The 17,959-nt window shown below is 66.1% G+C and carries 18 protein-coding genes; 9 read left to right on the top strand and 9 right to left on the bottom strand.

Translation table 11 applies throughout. From position 1 onward, the window contains the following. Positions 1 to 2: 2 nt before the first annotated feature. The 5 genes from ACHMWQ_RS01610 to ACHMWQ_RS01590 all read right to left on the bottom strand — a co-directional run bounded on the left by ACHMWQ_RS01610 (position 3) and on the right by ACHMWQ_RS01590 (position 4,472). Positions 3 to 1,172, bottom strand: coding sequence for an extracellular solute-binding protein (locus ACHMWQ_RS01610; RefSeq protein ID WP_354553963.1), 1,170 nt, complete (start codon positions 1,170 to 1,172; stop codon positions 3 to 5). A gap of 69 nt (positions 1,173 to 1,241) precedes the next feature. Continuing rightward, entirely contained in the window at positions 1,242 to 2,153 is a 912-nt protein-coding gene (locus ACHMWQ_RS01605; RefSeq protein ID WP_396306144.1) for a dihydrodipicolinate synthase family protein, read from the bottom strand. Positions 2,154 to 2,175: 22 nt separating this feature from the next. Further along, the gene (locus ACHMWQ_RS01600; RefSeq protein WP_354553961.1) at positions 2,176 to 2,925 is read right to left on the bottom strand and encodes a GntR family transcriptional regulator; all 750 of its coding nucleotides are present in this window, start codon (positions 2,923 to 2,925) and stop codon (positions 2,176 to 2,178) included. Positions 2,926 to 3,070: 145 nt separating this feature from the next. After that, the gene (locus ACHMWQ_RS01595) at positions 3,071 to 3,730 is read right to left on the bottom strand and encodes an RraA family protein (protein ID WP_396306143.1); all 660 of its coding nucleotides are present in this window, start codon (positions 3,728 to 3,730) and stop codon (positions 3,071 to 3,073) included. Then, complete coding sequence (locus ACHMWQ_RS01590) at positions 3,723 to 4,472, bottom strand: FadR/GntR family transcriptional regulator (RefSeq protein WP_396306142.1); 750 nt, start codon at positions 4,470 to 4,472, stop codon at positions 3,723 to 3,725. The genes ACHMWQ_RS01595 and ACHMWQ_RS01590 overlap by 8 nt, the downstream gene beginning before the upstream one ends. 279 nt (positions 4,473 to 4,751) lie before the next feature. Between ACHMWQ_RS01590 and ACHMWQ_RS01585 the strand changes: the two genes are divergently transcribed. The 6 genes from ACHMWQ_RS01585 (at position 4,752) to ACHMWQ_RS01560 (ending at position 9,404) form a co-directional block, all read left to right on the top strand. Continuing rightward, complete coding sequence (locus tag ACHMWQ_RS01585; RefSeq protein ID WP_354553957.1) at positions 4,752 to 5,555, top strand: transporter substrate-binding domain-containing protein; 804 nt, start codon at positions 4,752 to 4,754, stop codon at positions 5,553 to 5,555. Between the two features lie 87 nt (positions 5,556 to 5,642). Further along, the gene (locus tag ACHMWQ_RS01580; protein WP_354553955.1) at positions 5,643 to 6,362 is read left to right on the top strand and encodes an amino acid ABC transporter permease; all 720 of its coding nucleotides are present in this window, start codon (positions 5,643 to 5,645) and stop codon (positions 6,360 to 6,362) included. Continuing rightward, positions 6,359 to 7,015 carry an amino acid ABC transporter permease gene (locus ACHMWQ_RS01575; RefSeq protein ID WP_354553954.1) on the top strand — a complete coding sequence of 219 codons (657 nt, stop codon included), beginning with the start codon at positions 6,359 to 6,361 and terminating at the stop codon, positions 7,013 to 7,015. The genes ACHMWQ_RS01580 and ACHMWQ_RS01575 overlap by 4 nt, the downstream gene beginning before the upstream one ends. After that, the gene (locus tag ACHMWQ_RS01570; RefSeq protein ID WP_354553952.1) at positions 6,996 to 7,727 is read left to right on the top strand and encodes an amino acid ABC transporter ATP-binding protein; all 732 of its coding nucleotides are present in this window, start codon (positions 6,996 to 6,998) and stop codon (positions 7,725 to 7,727) included. Before ACHMWQ_RS01575 ends, ACHMWQ_RS01570 begins: the two co-directional genes overlap by 20 nt. 24 nt (positions 7,728 to 7,751) lie before the next feature. Next, positions 7,752 to 8,561, top strand: a complete 810-nt coding sequence (locus ACHMWQ_RS01565) for an HpcH/HpaI aldolase/citrate lyase family protein (RefSeq protein ID WP_396306141.1) — start codon at positions 7,752 to 7,754, stop codon at positions 8,559 to 8,561. 24 nt (positions 8,562 to 8,585) lie between these two features. Further along, positions 8,586 to 9,404 (top strand): SDR family oxidoreductase, encoded by an 819-nt coding sequence (locus tag ACHMWQ_RS01560; protein ID WP_396306140.1) that lies wholly within the window; start codon positions 8,586 to 8,588, stop codon positions 9,402 to 9,404. Between the two features lie 251 nt (positions 9,405 to 9,655). Here ACHMWQ_RS01560 and ACHMWQ_RS01555 read toward each other — a convergent pair whose 3' ends face one another. Beyond that, positions 9,656 to 11,107 carry a PLP-dependent aminotransferase family protein gene (locus ACHMWQ_RS01555; RefSeq protein WP_396306139.1) on the bottom strand — a complete coding sequence of 484 codons (1,452 nt, stop codon included), beginning with the start codon at positions 11,105 to 11,107 and terminating at the stop codon, positions 9,656 to 9,658. Between the two features lie 151 nt (positions 11,108 to 11,258). On the opposite strand from ACHMWQ_RS01555, the gene ACHMWQ_RS01550 reads away from it, so the two are divergent. The 3 genes from ACHMWQ_RS01550 (at position 11,259) to ACHMWQ_RS01540 (ending at position 14,602) form a co-directional block, all read left to right on the top strand. Next, entirely contained in the window at positions 11,259 to 12,503 is a 1,245-nt protein-coding gene (locus tag ACHMWQ_RS01550) for a benzoate/H(+) symporter BenE family transporter (protein ID WP_396306138.1), read from the top strand. Positions 12,504 to 12,739: 236 nt separating this feature from the next. Then, positions 12,740 to 13,948: a PQQ-dependent sugar dehydrogenase gene (locus ACHMWQ_RS01545; protein WP_396306137.1), complete on the top strand. Its 1,209-nt coding sequence runs from the start codon at positions 12,740 to 12,742 to the stop codon at positions 13,946 to 13,948. A gap of 213 nt (positions 13,949 to 14,161) precedes the next feature. Continuing rightward, the gene (locus ACHMWQ_RS01540; RefSeq protein ID WP_354553944.1) at positions 14,162 to 14,602 is read left to right on the top strand and encodes a hypothetical protein; all 441 of its coding nucleotides are present in this window, start codon (positions 14,162 to 14,164) and stop codon (positions 14,600 to 14,602) included. A 100-nt stretch (positions 14,603 to 14,702) separates the two neighbouring features. Here ACHMWQ_RS01540 and ACHMWQ_RS01535 read toward each other — a convergent pair whose 3' ends face one another. From ACHMWQ_RS01535 to ACHMWQ_RS01525, 3 genes are read right to left on the bottom strand one after another with little or no spacing between them, the layout of a single operon-like run. Then, the gene (locus ACHMWQ_RS01535; protein ID WP_396306136.1) at positions 14,703 to 15,461 is read right to left on the bottom strand and encodes a DeoR/GlpR family DNA-binding transcription regulator; all 759 of its coding nucleotides are present in this window, start codon (positions 15,459 to 15,461) and stop codon (positions 14,703 to 14,705) included. Positions 15,462 to 15,489: 28 nt separating this feature from the next. Continuing rightward, complete coding sequence (gene pdxA, locus ACHMWQ_RS01530) at positions 15,490 to 16,506, bottom strand: 4-hydroxythreonine-4-phosphate dehydrogenase PdxA (RefSeq protein ID WP_396306135.1); 1,017 nt, start codon at positions 16,504 to 16,506, stop codon at positions 15,490 to 15,492. Then, the gene (locus ACHMWQ_RS01525; RefSeq protein ID WP_396306134.1) at positions 16,503 to 17,753 is read right to left on the bottom strand and encodes a four-carbon acid sugar kinase family protein; all 1,251 of its coding nucleotides are present in this window, start codon (positions 17,751 to 17,753) and stop codon (positions 16,503 to 16,505) included. The genes pdxA and ACHMWQ_RS01525 overlap by 4 nt, the downstream gene beginning before the upstream one ends. Between the last annotated feature and the right edge of the window lie 206 nt (positions 17,754 to 17,959).

The raw sequence follows: 17,959 nt of genomic DNA, 5'->3' as shown, positions 1-17,959 counted from the left end.
GATCAACCGGCGGCGACATCCTCGTCCCAGCGACGGAAGGCCACCACCAGGGCATCGGGCTCGAGCGGCAGCTCGATCGGGTTGTTGGCGATCCAGTCCGCATATTCCGGACGGCCGAACTCGGCGATGATGTCCTGGCTGGCCTGCGGAGCCATGCTCAGCGGAACATCCTTGACCGCCGGACCCGGATAGAAATAGCCGGCGTCATAGGAGTAGGCCTGCTGCTCCGGCTGAAGCGCGAACTTGATGAACTCCAGCAGGACCGCGACCTTCTCGGCCGGAACGCCCTTGGGGATCGCGAAATAATGCGCGTCGCATACCCAGTGGAAGCCATCCAGCTTGCCGACGGCGGCTTCCTTCGGCACGACGCCGAGGGCGCGCGGGTTGATGTCCCAGCCGGTGGTTGTGACGGTCATGTCACGCGTGCCCTCGCCGAATTCCTTCATCAGCGCCCCGGTGCCGGCCGGGTAATATTCGATCTGCTTGTGCAGTTCCTTGAGGTAGGCCCAGGTCTTGTCCCAGCCCTTGGCCGGGTCCTTGGGATTGGAATCGCCCAGCAGGTAGGGCAGGCCCATCAGGAAGGTACGGCCGGGGCCGGAATTGGCAGGGCGCGCATAGATGAACTTGTTCGGGTTCTGGCGCGCCCAGTCGAGCAGTTCCTGCGCCGTCTTCGGCACGTTCGGCACGCGGTCGGGCATGTACTCGAGCAACGGGCCCGAGGGGTAGTAGGAGACGACGACGCCCTTGCCTTGGCCCTGCTGCTGCATGCGCCAGGCCGGGTCGAGATAGATGTCCTGCAGCTTGGGCAGGCCGTTCTCCGGCAGGGCGATGATGTCGGTCCAGATGTCGTCGGCAAGGCCGGCCGACAGGGCATCCGGGCCGATGATCACCATGTCGATATCGACGCGATTGGCGCGCTGCTGGGCGCGGATCTTGCCCGGCAGTTCCGGCGACGGCGCCTTGTTGAAGGTGAAGCGCGACACGAGATTGCTGTTCTTCGACGCGAAATTGTCAAAGATCGGCTGTGTCAGGGCCAGATTGCCGGCAGCGTCGATGACGTTGAGGGCGACCGGCGCGCCTTGCGCAAACGCGCCCCGAGGCATGATGAGCCCGGCGCCGGCCGCGAGGCCCGCTCCGGCCATGAAGCGGCGACGTGAAACCTTGTTGAACATGACGTACTCCTCCCAGTGGTTGTCATGAACGCCGCGCGCCTCCTCCCAGATGACGCGCGGCGCTGGCGATCAGGCGAGCGCGGACTCCTTCCAGCTTTCCAGAATCCGGCCGAGCGCCTGGCGATCGGTTGTCTCGAGTTCCGGCAAGCCAGGCAGGCGCACCGCCCCGACCTCGGCACCGCGAAGGCGCAGAGCCTCCTTCACGACGGTGACGTTGGCACCGTTGTTGTATTTCGTGCGCATGGTCTCGAACGGGGCGATGCGATCGACATAGTCGCGCGCCGCCGCGTAGTCGCCCGCCTCCAGCGCGCGCCAGACGGCGAGCGAAAGCGCCGGCGCGATGTTGACGAGGCCCGAGGTGAAGCCTTTGCCGCCCAACGCGTAGAAGGGTAGCGCCCAGCTTTCCGCGAGACCGCAGATCCAGGTGGCATCGGAGCCCTGGGTGGCGCGCACGCATTCGGCGAAGCGCATGGTGTTGGTCGACGCGAACTTGACGCCCGCGACGGCCGGATGGCTGCCAAGGCGCACCATCTGGTCCAGCGGGATCAGGTCGGAGCGGACATAGGCGACGAGGGGCAGATCGACCGCTTCGGCAATGGCGATGAAGTAATCGACCTGCGAATGCGGGGCGGCGAAGGGATCGAGCGGATGGTGGATCATGACGCCGTCGGCGCCGGCAGCCTTGGCAGCCTTCGCCACGGTGATCGCCTCGCGGACCGAGCGACCGGCCGCGGCGGTGACCGCCGAACGGCCGTCGACGGCTGCGACCGCGATGTCCTGCAGGCGGATGACCTCGTCCGTGGTCAGGCTGAAGAACTCGCCGGTGTTGCCGCCCGTCACGATGTTATGGACGCCGGCCGCCGCGATGTCGGACACGATGCGGCCCGTCAGCTTCGGCTCGATCTCGCCACGGTCATCATAAGCGGTGACATGCACGCCGGATATGCCGTGCAGGACGCGGCGGTACGCCTCGAACTTCATTGTATTCCTCCCTGTCAGCCGATCAGAAGACCAGCTCGATATGCGTCTTCCCCGCGTCCATGATGTGCTGGCGCATCAGCCGCTCGGCCTCATCCTCGTTGCGGGCGACGATCGCCTCCATGATCGCTTCATGTTCATGGAACGATGCCCGGCGAACATCCTCACTCGACAGCACGGTGATGCGGGCGGCGTGGTCGTAGGTACGCTGCGCGTTCTGAAGCCGGCGCAGGTAATCGCAGCCGGACGCCTCGTGGATCGTGTCGTGGAACTGCTCGTTCAGCGCGATAAGCTGCTCGACGCTGCCCGTTTCCAGCACGGCGCGCATCTTGTCGACGACCGCGCGCAACCGGGCAAAGGCTGCGTCCGGGGCATGTTTGGCGGCCTGGCGCGCGATGATGCTTTCCAGCGCAGCGCGGGCGAGCGTCATCTCCTCGGCCTGCCGGGGCGAGAAGGTGACGTAACTGCCGCGGCGCGGCTCGGTCCGCACCAGACCTTCGGCCTCGAGCTGGCGCAGCGCTTCCTTCAGCGGGCTGGTGCTGGTTCCCAGATCTGCCGCGAGCTGGCGCTCGTTCAGCTTCGCGCCGGTCTTCAGGCGGCCGGAAATAATGGCCTGGCGGAGCTCGTCATGGATGTGCTCGCGCAGGCTGCGCATGCGGATCGGTTCAAGCACCCGCTCGCTGCGCTGTTCCCTATCGTCCGCGACGTGACCATCCATTCCATCATCTCCCGAAGCCGGCGAGACTTTTGTAAATTCAAAAATCTGATACGTCAAACTCTGATGTATCAGATTTCACGATGGCTTAAATCGCTGACCGGACGGGGCGGGTGGGGAAGCTGGTGACCGGAGCGGGCTCTAGAAATGACTTGGCCGTCGTCCGGTGGGACGACGGCCATGCCGATCCGAAATTCGGGTTCGATTATTCCGGCCAGACGGATTGCAGCTTCTCGCCGGCCAGGATGCGGTCACGCGCAGCGGCCTCGTTGCGGCCCAGCGCGTCCGCTGCATCGGCGACGTCCCGCACGCGTTCCTTGGGGATGACCACGACGCCGTCAATGTCGCCGAAGATCACGTCGCCCGGACGCACGGTGGCACGGCCGATCTGGAGCGGGACCTGGGAGTGCCTGGGTTCCTTCTTGCCGGTGACGCCGACGGGGCTGGGCGCGCTGCCGAACAGCGGATAGCCGAGCGCCCGGACCTGGGCGAGGTCGCGGACCGTGCCGTAAACGACCGTGGCGGCGGCGCCGCGGGTCTTGGCACCGGAACTCATCAATTCTCCCGAGCAGGAACCCGGGGCGCAGGATGCGTCGCAAACCAGGATGCCGCCTTCTGGCGTGTTGTCGATCGCGTTGTGATAGACGTCCTGCGGATCGCCCTTGCGGTCGGAAACCTCGAACAGCACCGTGACGGCCGGGCCGCAGACGACCTGGCCGGGCTCCAAGGCACCCAGGAGCGAGATGCCGTCGAGATGCCCCCAGAGGCCCAGGCTCTCCATGCTGTCATGGACATCGCCGGAATACCACTTCTTGAGGCGCTCGATGGCGGTCCAGTCGGTGTCGGTATAGTCGAACTTAGTCATCGCTCTTGTCCTTGGCTGCTTTGGCTTTTTCGATCGCGACGCGGAGATAGGCGGCGCTATTGTCGATCTGGTCGCGCATCAGCGCCTTGGCGCCTTCGCCGTCGCGGCTTTCGATGCGGGCATAGATGTCGGCATGCTCGGCCCAGGCGGCCTCGAGCGATTTCGTCGGCACGCGGCTGGTGATCCGGATCACCTCGGTGATCAGGCCGTACAGATTGTCGTAGAAGACCGTCAGAATCTGGTTGCCGGCCGAATGGACCAGGGCCAGGTGGAAAGCAGCGTCCGCATCGACGAAGCCGGAGAAGTCGGCGGTGTCGCGCGCCGTGCGCATCGCCTCGAGGGCTGCGCCGACACCGGCATTCATGGCGCCGCCGCCCGAGGTCAGCAGGTCCACGACTTCGGTCTCGATCATCCGGCGCACGGCCATCAGCTGCACGAGATATTCGGCGTCGGTGGAGAAGAGCTGGCGAACCGTGACCGTCAGCGTGCCGAGAAACTGCGTGACGTCATCGCGCACCACCGTGGTGCGCCCGCCATGGCGCCGCTTCACCAGCCCCTTTGTCTCCAGGATCTGCATCGCCTCGCGCACCGATCGCGTCGAGACGGCATAGTCGCGCGCGATGTCGGCCTCCGAAGGAAGCGGCTCGCCAATGCCCAGCGCGCCCGAGAGGATCTTGGCTTCGAAATCGCCGGCGACGGAGAGGTGCAGCTTGTCTCGGCTGCGGGGAGCGACGGGCTTCATGGCGTGGAACTCCTGCCCACCGTCAGGCGAACGGGTCGAGTTCCTGCTGCGGCTTCAGGCCTGTTCATCGGTTGTCCCCTCTCGAATACGCCACCATAACGCTGCTTGACATCTACTTATGTCACAAGTCATATGTCAAGTGTTGGATCCATCGGGCGATGCATCGCCGGCCTTTCGGGCCGCTTTTGCACACCTGGCCGGTAGAGGAGTGCCGGTTCGGCAACGGAGACAGGCGTCGAGAGCGGAAAATCCGCCGGCGCGTTCAAGGGAGGAAATGCAATGATTGGGAATTTCATCCGCGGCGCCGTGGCCGCCGTGGCGCTGTCCGCTGCGCTCGCCGGAACGGCGATGGCGCAGACCACCGCCGACATCAGCGCCAAGGGGCGGATCGCCATTGGCGTGCTGACCGGCATCCCGCCCTATGACACGATCGATGCGAGCGGCAAGACCGACGGCTTCATCGTGGACCTGGCCCGCCAGGTCGCCGCGGCTCTCGAAGTCGAAGTCGAGATCGTGCCGGTCAACAACGCCTCGCGCGCCGCCGCCCTCGAATCCGGCCGCGTCGACATGTTGATCGCCCAGATGACGGCGACGCCCGCCCGCGCCAAGACCTTCCTGATGACCAACCCGTACGGCGCTTATGAGATGCGCTTCGTGGCGGGCAAGGATACGAAGATCACCTCGCTGGAGGATCTCGCCGGCAAGCGCATTTCGGTGCCGAAGGGCTCCACCCAGGACATCGCCGTCTCCGGCTATGGCATTAAGGGCCTGGAAGTCGTGCGCTTCGACGATGATGCGCTGGCCATGCAGGCGCTGATCTCGGGTCAGGTGGACGCAACTGCCGCCGTGGCCGCTGTGGCCAATGACGTCATCAAGAAGCAGAATCTGAGCAATCTCGAAGTGAAGTCGGATCTGCCGATCTTCACGCTCTATTGGTCGATGGCCGTCCGCAAGGACGCGACCGAGTTGCACCAGTGGCTGAACAACTTCATCTACTACCAGGAAGTGACCGGCAATCTCGGCGCCCTGCACGAGAAGTGGATCGGCATCCCGATCCCCGGCGGCAAGCTTCCCACGTTCTGATCGCATCCCCACCCCAAAGGGGAAGGCTGGGCCGGCGACCGGATCGCCGGCCCAGCCAGGATCTGCCAGGGATCTCGGAGACTTCAATTGGCCTACGAAATGACCTTCGGGCCGGTGATGAGCCGGCTTCCCGAACTGCTGGATGGCGCCTTGGATACGCTGGTCCTGTCCGGCCAATCCATCGCGATCGGCCTCGCCATCGGCTTGAGCGTGGCGCTCGTCCGGGTGAACGGACCGCGCTGGGCCAATATCGCCGGCTCGATCTATGTCGAGGCGTTCCGCAATACGCCCCTGCTCGTGCAGCTCTTCCTGCTGTTCTTCGCGTTGCCCTTCGCCGGGCTGCGTCTCAGTGCCAATACGGCCGCCGTCATCGCGATCTCGCTCAATCTCGGCGCCTATTCGACGGAGATATTCCGGGCCGGGTTGCTGGCCATTCCCAAGACCCAGATCGAGGCCGGCCTGGCGCTCGGCATGTCGCGCTTCCAGGTGATGCGCTACGTCGTGATCGTGCCGGCCCTGCGCATCATCTATCCGGCGCTGACGGGCCAGCTCACCTTGACCCTGCTGGGCACCTCGCTCGTCTCGGCGATTTCGGCGACCGACCTGACCCTGGCCGGTTCGATGATCGAATCCCAGACCTTCCGGAGCCTTGAGACCTTCATCCTCGTGGCGATCCTCTACATCGCCATGACCTTTGCCTTCCGCCTGCTCTACTGGGCGATCGGGCTCTGGCTCTTCCGCCGCCGCGTCCATACCGGCGATGCCGCCGCCGGCATGATGCTCGTTCCTGGAAAGGCCGACCTATGATCCAGTCCTTTGGTTGGCAGAGCGTCCAGTTCCTCATGATGGGCCTACTCTGGACGGTCGGCCTGTCGATCATGACCTTCATTTCCGGCGGCGTGCTGGGACTGATCTTCGCCGTGGGGCGCTCGCTGGGGCCGCGCTGGCTGCGGTTCATCATCGCCAGCTATATCCAGCTGGTGCAGGCGACCCCGCTGCTGATCCTGCTGTTCCTCTGCTTCTACGGGCTGAGCTTTCTCGGCCTCTACTTTCCGCCCTTCGCTGCGGCGGTGATCTCGCTCACCATCTATGCCACCGCGTTCCTCGCCGATATCTGGCGCGGCTGCATCGAATCCATCCCGCGGACGCAGTGGGAGGCGGCGGACGCCCTGGCCCTGAGCGGGCCGCAGAAGCTGCGCTACGTTATCCTGCCCCAGGCCCTGCGCATCGCGCTGGGACCGACGGTCGGGTTCATGGTCCAGATCGTCAAGAATACGTCCGTCACCGCGCTGATCGGCTTCGTCGAACTGACGAGGGCGGGGCAGCTGCTCAACAACGTGACCTTCCAGCCCTTCCACGTCTTCATGACCGTCGCTGCGATGTACTTCGTCGTGTGCTTCCCGCTGTCGTGGTGGAGCGAAAAGCTCAAGGAGAGAAAAAGTGCCGGCGCTGCGCATTGAAAACCTGAAGAAATCCTATGGCGCCATGCCGGTCCTCAAGGGCATCGATCTCAGCGTCGAACAGGGCGATGTGGTCGCCGTCATCGGGCGGTCGGGCTCCGGCAAGAGCACCATGCTGCGCTGCATCAACGGGCTCGAGCCGTTCGAGTCCGGCTCGATCGAGGTCGCGGGACACAAGGTGTCCGATGCGAAGCCGGCCTTGCGCGAACTGCGCAAGGAGGTCGGCATGGTGTTCCAGAGCTACAATCTGTTTCCGCATCTGAGCGTCGCCGACAACATCACCCTGGCGCCGCGCGTGGTCCGCAAGCTGCCGGCCAGCGCGATGGCGGGTCTGGTCGAGGACGTGCTCAGCCGGGTCGGCCTTTCCGACAAGGCACATGCCTATCCGGACCAGCTATCCGGCGGGCAGCAGCAGCGTGTCGCCATCGCCCGTTCGCTGGCCATGAAGCCCAAGGTCATGCTGTTCGACGAGGTCACCTCGGCGCTCGATCCCGAGCTGACCGGCGAGGTGCTCAAGACCATCGCCGAGCTCGCGAAGGCCGGCATGACCATGGTTCTCGTCACGCACGAGATGGGCTTCGCCCGCCGCGTCGCCACCCACACCGTGTTCATGAACGAAGGGCGGGTCTGGGAGCAGGGCCCTTCCGAACAGATCTTCACCAATCCGCAGACGCCCGAGCTCAAGAGCTTCATTGCGCCTGACTTGAAATAACCAACGCCGCCAGAGGAGCATCAATTGGCCGTACCTGAGAACCACACCCTCCTAGAGAAGATGAAGCGCGGCGAATCCGTCTTCGGCTCGACGTTCTATTCCGGTTCCACGACCCCGATCGAGATTGCTGGGAACTGGGGCCTCGACTTCGCCTTCATCGATGCCGAGCACACCCCGACCAATGTCGACCGCGACATGGAAAAGCTGGTGATGGCGTCGCTGCTGGCGGGCATCGCGCCGCTGGTCCGCGTGCGCGGCGTCAACCAGTGGGACATCCGCAAGTCGCTCGAAATGGGCGCGACGGGCGTGATCGTGCCCTATGTGAAGACGGCCGAAGAGGCGCGCGCCTGTGTCAGCGCCGCCAAGTTCATGCCGATCGGTCGCCGCGGCGGCGACGCCGGTTGCCGCGCGGCGGGCTATGCGGGCCCAGGCTTCCAGTGGTCCAAATATATGGAGCACGAGAACGCTACCAAGCTCGTCATCCCGATGGCCGAGAGCTTCGAGTTCTTCGACAACATCGACGAGATCCTGGAGGTCGAAGGCATCGACGTCGTCAATTTCGGCCCGGCCGATTACTCGATCTCGCGCCAGATCCCGATCGATTACTCGATGAAGAACGCCGAGGTCGACGAGAAGCTTTCCGAGCTGATCGAGAAGGCGCATGCGCGCGGCATCAAGGTGATGGCGCCCTGCATTCCCCCCGTCGCCGAGAGCGTCACGGCCCTGCAGAAGAAGGGCGTCGACATGATCATCATGGGCAATGACGTGATGTTCCTCAACCAGGGCTACCAGCGCGCGCGCGAAGCCATCGACAGCGCCGCCAAGGGCGCCTGAACCCGATTTTTTGGAGTGGAATGAATGACGGATCTCTTCAGCGTCGAGGGCCGCGTCGCGGTCGTCACCGGCGGTCTCGGCCAGCTTGGCACGCAGTTTTCCAAGTCCCTGGCGGAAGCCGGCGCCAAGGTGGCGATCTTCTCGCGCCGGCCCTTCAGCCGCCAGCAGATCGAGGAAAAATTCCCCGGCGTCAGCGACAATATCAACGTCTATGAAGCCAGCGTGACCAGCAAGGAAGAGCTGGAGGCAGCGACCGAAAAGCTGATCGCCGACTGGGGCGTGCCGCATATCCTGGTCAACAATGCCGGGATCGATTCCAAGCCCAACGGCTCAGCCGAGCAGAACGCGCCTTTCGAGAACTATCCCCAGAAGTACTGGGACGAGATCATCGACACCAACTTGACCGGCGTCATGCTGACCAGCCAGGTCGTCGGCAGCCGCATGGCCGAGGCCGGCCGTGGCTCGATCATCAATGTGGGCTCGATCTATGGTCTGGTCTCGCCCAATCAGGCGCTCTACGCCTATCGCGAAAAGCGCGACGGCGTGCCGTTCATCAAGGCCATCTCCTACGCGGCCTCCAAGTCCGGCCTCGTCAACATGACGCGCTATCTCGGCACCTACTGGGCGCAGAAAAAGGTTCGCGTGAACCTGATCTCGTTCGGCGGCGTCAAGACGGCGAACTTCGACAAGGAGTTCATCGAGGCCTTCCTCGAACGCGTGCCGATGAACCGTCAGGCCGAGATCGATGAGTATAATGGCGTCATCCGCTTCCTGGCGTCGGACGCCTCGTCCTACATGACGGGTTCGAACGTTACCGTGGATGGCGGCTTCACCGCTTGGTGAACCAAGGCGTGCCCGGCAGCTTCTGCCGGGCACCGATCCTTCCGTGCCTGAGTCCTCCTGTTCATCGGGAGGAGGCCCGGCAGCCGGGCGTGTGCATCACGCCGTTTGTCCGGGCGTCCAGAGTATTTCACCAAGCTGACGGGGGTGTTCAAGAACCTCAGTTATGCCGCTCCCGACTCGGCGGATGCCGAGCGGTTTGTTCGGGAAATCGAGGCGCCGATGCCGCGGCGGCGATGTTCCGGGCGGCGTGACTAGGTGGGTCTCATTGTCTGAAGCGCGGTCGCCAGCTTCCGGACGGCGAGCTCGATCTCGTAGGGCGTGTAGGCGGCGAAGCCCATGAGGAAGCCGGCCTCGCCGCGGCCGTCGGCATGCAGCGCCGACAGACCGAGCAGATCGATGCCGGCCCGCGCTGCCGCCTCGATCGCGGCGCGCTCCGGGAGCCCGCCGGTCAACCGGCAGGACATCTGCAGCCCGCCGGCGGGAACGCGCGGTTCGACGAAATCCGCCAGATGGCGGCGCACGAGGCTTTCCAGCAGGTCTAGGCGGTCGGCATAGACGCCGCGCATGCTGCGGACATGCGCACCGAAATGCCCGCCCTCCATGAACCGCGCCAAAGTCCATTGCGCCATCGGCGCAGTATGGCCGTCCTGCAGGGTGCGCGCGACGGTCATCGGCCCGACGAGTTGGGGCGGCAGGACGAGATAGCCGATCCGCAGGCCCGGAAAGAGCGACTTGGTGAAGGTGCCGATATAGAGCGTCCGGTCATGCGGATCGAGGCCCTGCACGCAGGCGGTCGGCTTGCCGGCATAGTGGAACTCGCTGTCGTAGTCATCCTCGATGATCCAGGCCTGGTGCCGGGCCGCCCATTCGATCAGGGCGAGGCGGCGTTCCAGCGCCAGGGTCGCCCCGGTCGGAAACTGGTGGGAGGGCGTGAGGAACACCGCCTTGGCCCGGCGCGGTTCGGCCAGGATCGGCTCGACCACAAGGCCTTGGCCGTCGACGGGGATATGCAGGCACTCCAGCCCCGCCGCGTCGAAGGCGCGACGCGCGCCGTAATAGACGGGATCCTCGATGAAGATCCCGTCGCCGGGATCAAGCAGCATGTTGGCGCAGAGCGACAGCGCCTGCTGCGAACTAGTCAGCACCAGCACCCGGTCCGCCGTGGCGCGCGCGCCTCGCTCCAGGTTCACATAGTCGGCGATGGCGCGGCGGAGCGGCTCGATGCCTTGCGGGTCGCCATGCAGCAGGGTTTGCGCGCCGACTTCCTTCCGGACCTGCCGCTCCAGGCGCTCCCAGAGCGCAAGCGGAAAAGTGCGCGTCTCCGGCACGCCCGGCGCGAAGGGCCGCGGCGTGAGCCTCTCCCGAACGCCGCCACCGCCGAATATGGCGGCGCCGCGCCGGCTGAGCTTCGGCGGCTGGTTGCGACGCTGCGGATCTCTGGGCGAATGCCCCCGGCCGGGCATGAACGCGGTCATCTCGGCGACGAAGCTGCCGCTGCCCACGCGCCGGTCGATGAAGCCTTCCGCGTGAAGCTGGCCATAGGCGGCTTCGATCGTGTCGCGCGACACGCCGAGCGACGTGGCAAGCGCGCGGGAGGCGGGCAGAGGCTTGCCCGGTCCCAGCGCACCGTCGACGATCAGTTGCCGGATCGCCCGCTGGATCCGTGCATGAAGCGGCATGGCCGCATGGGCGGGCAGCGCCATCCACGCCTTCACCGATTCCAGTTGCGAATGCTTGAACAAATGGTCTGGCCCCATCGATAGAATTGGTGGGAGAGAACAGGCCATTCACCGGTTAGTTGTCAAGCCGACCCGCGGCCCGCGAGGCCCGTCCTTCCGGAGTTTCTCTTCGACCATGCCATCCCAGCCAACTCCCCTTCGCCTCCACGATCTCGCGCATCCCGTGATTGCCGGCCTGATCTCCGTCCTGGTCAATTATGGCGGCACCTTCATCCTCGTCTTCCAGGCCGCGAAGGTCGCGGGCCTCAGTCCGGGGCTGACGGCGTCCTGGGTCTGGTCGGTTTCCATCGGCGTCGGACTGACGGGCCTCTTCCTGAGCTGGCGCTACCGCGAGCCGATCATCACCGCCTGGTCCACCCCGGCGGCAGCGTTTCTGGTGACCGCGCTGGCGACGACGCCCTATGCGGAGGCGGTCGGCGCCTACATGATCTCGGCGGCGGCCTTCGTCGCGCTCGGCATGTCCGGCTATTTCGAGAAAGTGATCCGGCTGATCCCACCGGGCATCGCTTCGGGCCTGCTGGCCGGCATCCTGCTGCCCTTCGGCATAGGTGCCTTTGGCGGGGCGAGCGCCGATCCGCTGCTGGTCGGCCTGCTGATCGTTGCCTATGTCGTGTTGAAGCGCTTTGCCGCGCGCTACGCAGTGGTCGGCATTCTGGTGATCGGGCTGGCTTTCCTGCTGGTGCAGGACCGGGTCGATCTCTCGGGCTTGACGCTGGAATTCGCGTCGCCTGTTTTCACCCTGCCGCAGTTTTCGCTGAACGCCCTGCTTTCGGTGGCGTTGCCGCTGTTCGTAATCACGCTGACCGGCCAATACATGCCGGGAATGCTGGTGCTGCGGAATGACGGCTTCAAGACGAGCGCCAATCCGATCGTCGCGGTCACGGGCCTCGGCTCGCTTCTCATGGCCCCGTTCGGCTCGCATGCCTTCAACATCGCGGCCATCACGGCGGCGATCGCCACCGGCAAGGACGCGCATGAGGATCCGTCGAAACGCTGGATCGCCGGCATCGCCGCAGGGTGCTTCTACGTGCTGGTCGGCGTGTTCGGCGTGACGCTGGCCGCCGTCTTCATGGCCTTCCCCGCGACCTTCATCACCACACTGGCCGGTCTGGCGCTGCTCGGCACCATTGGCGGCAGCCTTGCCGGAGCGATGGCGGATCCGGGTTCGCGCGAGGCGGCGCTGATCACCTTTCTCGCCTCCGCCGCCAACATCCAGCTGCTTGGCATTGGCGGGGCGTTCTGGGGCCTGCTGATCGGCCTCGTCGCCACCCTCATCCTGAACGGAAGCTGGCCGCGCCCCGCTCGTGCCGGGCCGGTCGGGAACGAGGGAGCCGCCCAAAACGCCGCACGACGCGCCTGACTTTCCCATCGACTTCCGCGGCCTAGCGGCGGGGGGAGGGGGACATGCGGATGGCGTTGGTCGCAACGGCGAGGGAACCGGATGCGTGCCCGGACGTTCGACAACCAGATCCCCGGCGCCGATGTTCGCCGAAGGCCAAGGATGCGCGAGCCGCCCTCCAGCGGTCTCGCGTCATCCGCCTCCCACCCGGGGTGGATCTCCTTCCGCCTCCGCCGTTATTAAAAGGAAGAAGACGCATGATCCGACTTGCCACCGCCCTGGCCCTGGTGCTGACAGCCGGCGTCGCCCTCCCTTCCTATGCGCAGACCCCGCTCGACACCCGGCCGCCCCATGGCGCCAACCAGAAGCCCCAGTCTTCGGATCAGACCCGCGCTCCTCTGCCGGAAAAGCGGACCGAGCCCGCTGTCAGCGTGATCGCGGAGGACCTGCCGCAGCTCTGGTCGCTCGAAGTCCTGCCGGATGGCGGGATGCTCGTCACCGCCAAGGAAGGACGGATGTTCATCGTCGGCGCCGACGGTTCGGTGGGCACGGATATCGCCGGCGTGCCGGAGGTCGATGCCGCGGGGCAGGGCGGGCTGCTCGACGTCGCGCTGGCGCCCGATTTCGACACCAGCCAGGAGATTTTCGTCTCCTTCTCCGAGCCGCGCGACGGCGGCAACGCCACCTCGGTGGCGCGCGCCAAGCTGGTACGGGATGACAAAGGCGCTCGCCTCGAGGGTCTGACCGTCATCTTCCGCCAGACGCCGGCCTTCCGTGGCAACAACCATTTCGGCTCGCGCTTGGTGTTCGGTCCGAAGGGCGAGTTGTTTGTCACGGTGGGCGAGCGCTCGAACGCCGCGGTGCGCGTGCAGGCGCAGGATATCGCCAGCGGCCTTGGAAAAGTCTTCCGCATCGACCGCAACGGGGCCGCGCTCCCCGACAATCCCTTCGTCGGCACGGAGGGCGCGCTGCCGGAGATCTGGAGCCTCGGCCACCGCAACATGCAGTCTGCCACGCTGGACGGCCAGGGGCGGCTCTGGACGGTCGAGCACGGGCCGCGCGGCGGCGACGAGCTGAACCGCCCGGAGGCCGGCAAGAATTACGGCTGGCCGGAAGTTACCTATGGCATCGACTATAGCGGCGCGCCGATCGGCGCGGGCAAGACAGCCGAGATCGGCACGGAACAGCCCGTCTATTACTGGGATCCCGTCATCGCCCCCTCTGGCATGGCCTATTACCACGGCGAGACCTTCCCGCATTGGCAGGGCACCTTCCTGGTCGGCGGGCTGGTCACCCAGGCGGTCGTCGTCCTGCATATGGACAATGACCGCGTCGTCGCCGAGGAGCATGTGCCGGTGGGCGCCCGCGTTCGCGACGTGAAGGCCGCGCCGGACGGCTCCGTCCTCGTCGTCACTGAGACGCGGGGCGGCAGTTCTCGCATCCTCCGCCTGACCCAGCCCTCCTAGGCCAGCGAAGGCAGAAATTGCCAAGACGGCGCCAGGCGCGGGAAGCCGGCAAATCGCGCTTGCTGGCCAACCTTATCTTGCGACATCCTGACCGTATCGGAATTCGGTCACCTCGCGCGGAACCAATCCCGGGCGAGACTGTTCCATTGTCACTCGGAGACGAGGCTGACGAGCCCAGTCGCTGGGCAAGCGGCTACCTTGAGGAACTTGATCATGATGATTTCGCCCAGAATTCGCGCCGCCGCGGTTGCCGTCATCGCGGCCGGGGCCGTCAGCCTCTCCAGCGCCGCGCATGCCGACAGCGGCACGATCCGTTTCTCCGTGTACAAGGCGGCTTTTTTCGTCGGCGGCTCGGGCGGCGACGGTACGCTGACCTTCCATGGTCGCCGCTACCCGATCTCGATCGCCGGCATCTCGGGCGGCATCGCCTTTGGCGCGTCCAAGACCAATTTCCGCGGCACGGTCCGCAACATTCGCCGCGCCAGCGACGTAACCGGTGTCTACGGCGCAGCCGGCGGCGGCGGCGCGATTGGCCGCGGCGCGCAGGTCATCGTGATGACCAATGAAAAGGGCGCCCGGCTCGAGCTTTCGGGCAAGCAGGTCGGCCTGCAGGTCAACGCCGACTTGAGCGGCTTGGCCATCACCGTCAAGTAACGTTCAAGCATCGTCCCGTCGTCCCGACCGTTCAGACAATGGCCGTGATGACGGGACGCTGTATGCGAGGGCCGAAGGGCTCCGTAGGCCGCCACGATCCTCACACGGTCGCGAGGGTCACCTCCGCCCCGGCGGCGGCCATCGTGGCGAGCTGGTGGTCGGTCGCGGTTGCGTCGGTGATCAGGCGCCAATGCGCGGGCAGGGGCGCCCAGGCCGATTGTTCCGCGCGGCCGAGTTTCGTTGCGTCGGCGAGGACGATGGTTTCCCTTGCCTGCTCCATCATCCGGCTCTTGAGCGCCACCTGATCGAGATGCGCCTCGCACAAGCCACGCCCGGCGACGATGCCGTCCGCGCTCAGAAACGCCTTGTCGGCGGTAAGCCGCCGGAGCGCTTCCACCGCAAGCGGGCCGACCGTGCCCATGCTGCTGGAGCGCAGCGTGCCGCCCAGCACGATCATTTCGATGTCGGGCTCGCCGACCAGCAAGGGCGGCAGGACCAGGTTGTTGGTGATGATGCGCAGCCGTCGGCCGGCCAGCAGCGGACCAAGCGCGAGGACGGTGGATCCGGCGTCGAGGAGGAGGGTGTCGCCATCCTCGATAAATGCCAGTGCCGCCTGCGCGATGGCCCGCTTTTCCGCGCCGCGCTCGTCCAGTCTTTCGCCGAGCGTCGTTTCCCGGCCCCGGCCGAGCAGGATGGCGCCGCCATAGGTTCGGCGGACGGCATTGTCCGCGGCAAGGCGCTGCAGATCGCGCCGCACGGTCGATTCCGACACGGCGAAACGGCGCGCCAGATCCTCGACATCGACTTCGCCAAGCTGCAAGGCTTCGAGAAGGCGCGAGCGGCGTTCGGTGCTGCGCATGGGCGTGCTTTTCCTTAGGGGCGGTCGACTAGACGGCGGCGGGGCGCGGCGCGAGTCCCACAGCCTGGCGCAGCGCTTCGATCAGGCTGCGCTCGTCGGCAACGCCGGTGCCGGCAATGTCGAACGCCGTGCCGTGATCGACGGAAGTGCGGATGACGGGAAGTCCGACCGTGATGTTCACGCCGGATTCCAGCCCCAGCACCTTGATCGGGCCATGGCCCTGGTCGTGATACATGGCGACCACCATGTCGTAATCGCCGCGGCCGGCCAGGAAGAACAGGGTGTCGGCTGGCAGCGGGCCGCGGACGTCCCATCCCTTCGCCTGGCAGGCCTCGACCGCGGGGGTGATCTTCTCGGCCTCTTCGCCGCGGCCGAACAGCCCGTTTTCCCCCGCATGCGGATTGATGGCGCAGACGCCGATCTTCGGGTTGGCGATGCCAGCTTTCGTCAGCACCGCATGGCCTCGCGCAATGACCCGCTCGACAAGACCCGGCTCGATCTTCGCGATCGCGTCGATCAGCCCGATATGGGTCGTGACGTGGATCACGCGCAGTTTGGGCGAGACCAGCATCATCGACACTTCCGGCGTGCCGGTCAGTTCCGCGAGCAGCTCGGTATGACCGGGATATTTGTGCCCGGCCGCATGGAGCGCCTCCTTGCTGAGCGGCGCGGTGCAGATCGCCTGGGCGATGCCGGCGCTGGCGATCTCAACCGCCTTTTCGATGAAACGGAAGGCGGCCTCGCCGGCAACCGGCGAGACCTTGCCGAAGGGGAGATCCGCCGGCACCAGCTTGAGGTCGATGCATTGCACGGCCGGCGCGGCAAAATCCGCTTCCGCCGCATCGTCGAGCGAGGCGACCTCCAGGTCGATCCCGGCCAGCCGGCCCGCGAGGCGCAGGCGCTCGGCATCGCCAATCACCAGCGCGTTGCACAGCTGGCGGGTCGAATCCTGCGCGAGCGCCTTCATGATGATCTCTGGCCCGACGCCGGAGGGATCCCCCATGGTGATGGCGATGGTGGGCAGTGAACTCTGGGTCGGCGTCATGCTGGATTTCCTTGGGTGCGGATATCGCGAAGGCGTTGGGCGATGCGGCCGAGGCTGTCGTCGTCGCCAAAGGCGCCGGCTTTCGTGACCACGGGACAGGAGAGCGCGCCAAGGGCTTGGCCCAGGGCGACGCCGGGTTCGATCTCGTCGATCAGGCGGATGCCCAGGGCGCCGAAGCGGGAAAGCAAGGCTGCCGCCGTTTCGCCGCCGGTCGCCGCGAAGGCTCCCATGCGGGTGGCGGCAGGCGCGAGCGCGTCGGCCAGCCCCTCGGCGAGGCTCGGCCCCAGCGCCATTTCGGGCCGGCCATCCATCTGGATCTCGACCAGGACATCCTCCCCGGCATCGAGCCGGGCTGCGACCGCGTTGCCGATCGCGGCCCGTTCCGACGCATCGTGCAGCAGGGTTTCGGGCGAGACCGACACATGCGCGACATGCCCGCTGGCGACGAGCTTGGCAGCACCCCGGCGCGACGCCGCTGCCAGCGAGCCGACCACCATCAGGAAGCCCTGCGCCGAAGCCTCGAAGCAGGGCGGCGCGACGGGGGGCGACGGCGCGAGTGCCGCCACGGCCGAAGCGAGGCCGGCGCTGCCGATCAGGAAGGCGCCCGGCGACAGCGGCAGGCTTGCCGCCGCGATCCGGCGCAGGTCGTCTTGGGTTTCCGCATCGCAGATCGCCACGACATCGCCCCGGCTGGCGAGGAGCGAGAAGGCGGCGCGCAGATCGCTCTCGCTCGCGCGGATGGTCGAAAGCGGCACGATCCCTGTCGCCACCCCGGCCGAGGCGAGGACGTCAGCGAGATCGGCATTGGCGTAGCTGTGGTCGCGCTGCCAGACTTCGACCTGTTCGAGCGGCTGACCGCTGACGAGGATGCGGCCGTGGCGCGTCGTGCGGCCGGTGGCCGGGAAGGCGGGGGCCAGCAGGCCGAAGGCCCTGCCGAACCGCCGCTTCATATGGGCCATGGTGGCGGCGATCTCGGCCGCCGGCTGGCCTCGCAGGGTCGAATCGATCTTCTTGAAGAGGTCGCGCCCGGGCTCGGAGTGGGTCGCGAGCGCATGGTGCTGCCGTTCCGCCGCCGCCCCGGCAGTCAGCCCCCGGCTGTCGGTATTGTGGGAAACGATAGCCGTTCGCAGCGCGCCGGCCGCTTCCGAGCTCCAGCTGACCACACTGTCCAGCCCTCGCCGCGCAAACGGAATGGCGCTGTCGGCCGCCCCGGTCAGATCATCGGCGAGGATCAGCCAGCGTGTCATCGGATGAATGCGCCCAAGAAGTCAGGGATCGTGGAGTGGCTCGACAAATGCCAGATCGGGTCCGCTGCGCGTTCTGCGCAGAATTCGGATCGATCAAGGGCACAGCAAATTGACGGGGTCATTCTATGCGCGTTATGCGCAAAACGAAAGGGTTTCGACGATCGAATTGCGCAGTCGGGCGCTGAAAAGCGCGCGACGGTTCGTTC

This window comes from Kaistia sp. UC242_56 (assembly GCF_044452255.1).
GTDB classification, from domain to species: Bacteria; Pseudomonadota; Alphaproteobacteria; order Rhizobiales; family Kaistiaceae; genus Kaistia; species Kaistia defluvii_A.
The sequence above is the reverse complement of the archived record's forward strand: the minus strand, read 5'-3'. Positions and strand labels throughout refer to the sequence as shown.

Excerpts from the sequence above, each read along its gene's own strand:
- pdxA (WP_396306135.1), bottom strand. The coding sequence starts at position 16,506 with ATGACGCCGACCCAGAGTTCACTGCCCACCATCGCCATCACCATGGGG.
- ACHMWQ_RS01585 (WP_354553957.1), top strand. The coding sequence starts at position 4,752 with ATGATTGGGAATTTCATCCGCGGCGCCGTGGCCGCCGTGGCGCTGTCC.
- ACHMWQ_RS01545 (WP_396306137.1), top strand. The coding sequence starts at position 12,740 with ATGATCCGACTTGCCACCGCCCTGGCCCTGGTGCTGACAGCCGGCGTC.
- ACHMWQ_RS01560 (WP_396306140.1), top strand. The coding sequence starts at position 8,586 with ATGACGGATCTCTTCAGCGTCGAGGGCCGCGTCGCGGTCGTCACCGGC.
- ACHMWQ_RS01610 (WP_354553963.1), bottom strand. The coding sequence starts at position 1,172 with ATGTTCAACAAGGTTTCACGTCGCCGCTTCATGGCCGGAGCGGGCCTC.
- ACHMWQ_RS01555 (WP_396306139.1), bottom strand. The coding sequence starts at position 11,107 with ATGGCGCTGCCCGCCCATGCGGCCATGCCGCTTCATGCACGGATCCAG.
- ACHMWQ_RS01535 (WP_396306136.1), bottom strand. The coding sequence starts at position 15,461 with ATGCGCAGCACCGAACGCCGCTCGCGCCTTCTCGAAGCCTTGCAGCTT.
- ACHMWQ_RS01525 (WP_396306134.1), bottom strand. The coding sequence starts at position 17,753 with ATGACACGCTGGCTGATCCTCGCCGATGATCTGACCGGGGCGGCCGAC.
- ACHMWQ_RS01540 (WP_354553944.1), top strand. The coding sequence starts at position 14,162 with ATGATGATTTCGCCCAGAATTCGCGCCGCCGCGGTTGCCGTCATCGCG.
- ACHMWQ_RS01605 (WP_396306144.1), bottom strand. The coding sequence starts at position 2,153 with ATGAAGTTCGAGGCGTACCGCCGCGTCCTGCACGGCATATCCGGCGTG.
- ACHMWQ_RS01550 (WP_396306138.1), top strand. The coding sequence starts at position 11,259 with ATGCCATCCCAGCCAACTCCCCTTCGCCTCCACGATCTCGCGCATCCC.
- ACHMWQ_RS01590 (WP_396306142.1), bottom strand. The coding sequence starts at position 4,472 with ATGAAGCCCGTCGCTCCCCGCAGCCGAGACAAGCTGCACCTCTCCGTC.
- ACHMWQ_RS01575 (WP_354553954.1), top strand. The coding sequence starts at position 6,359 with ATGATCCAGTCCTTTGGTTGGCAGAGCGTCCAGTTCCTCATGATGGGC.
- ACHMWQ_RS01595 (WP_396306143.1), bottom strand. The coding sequence starts at position 3,730 with ATGACTAAGTTCGACTATACCGACACCGACTGGACCGCCATCGAGCGC.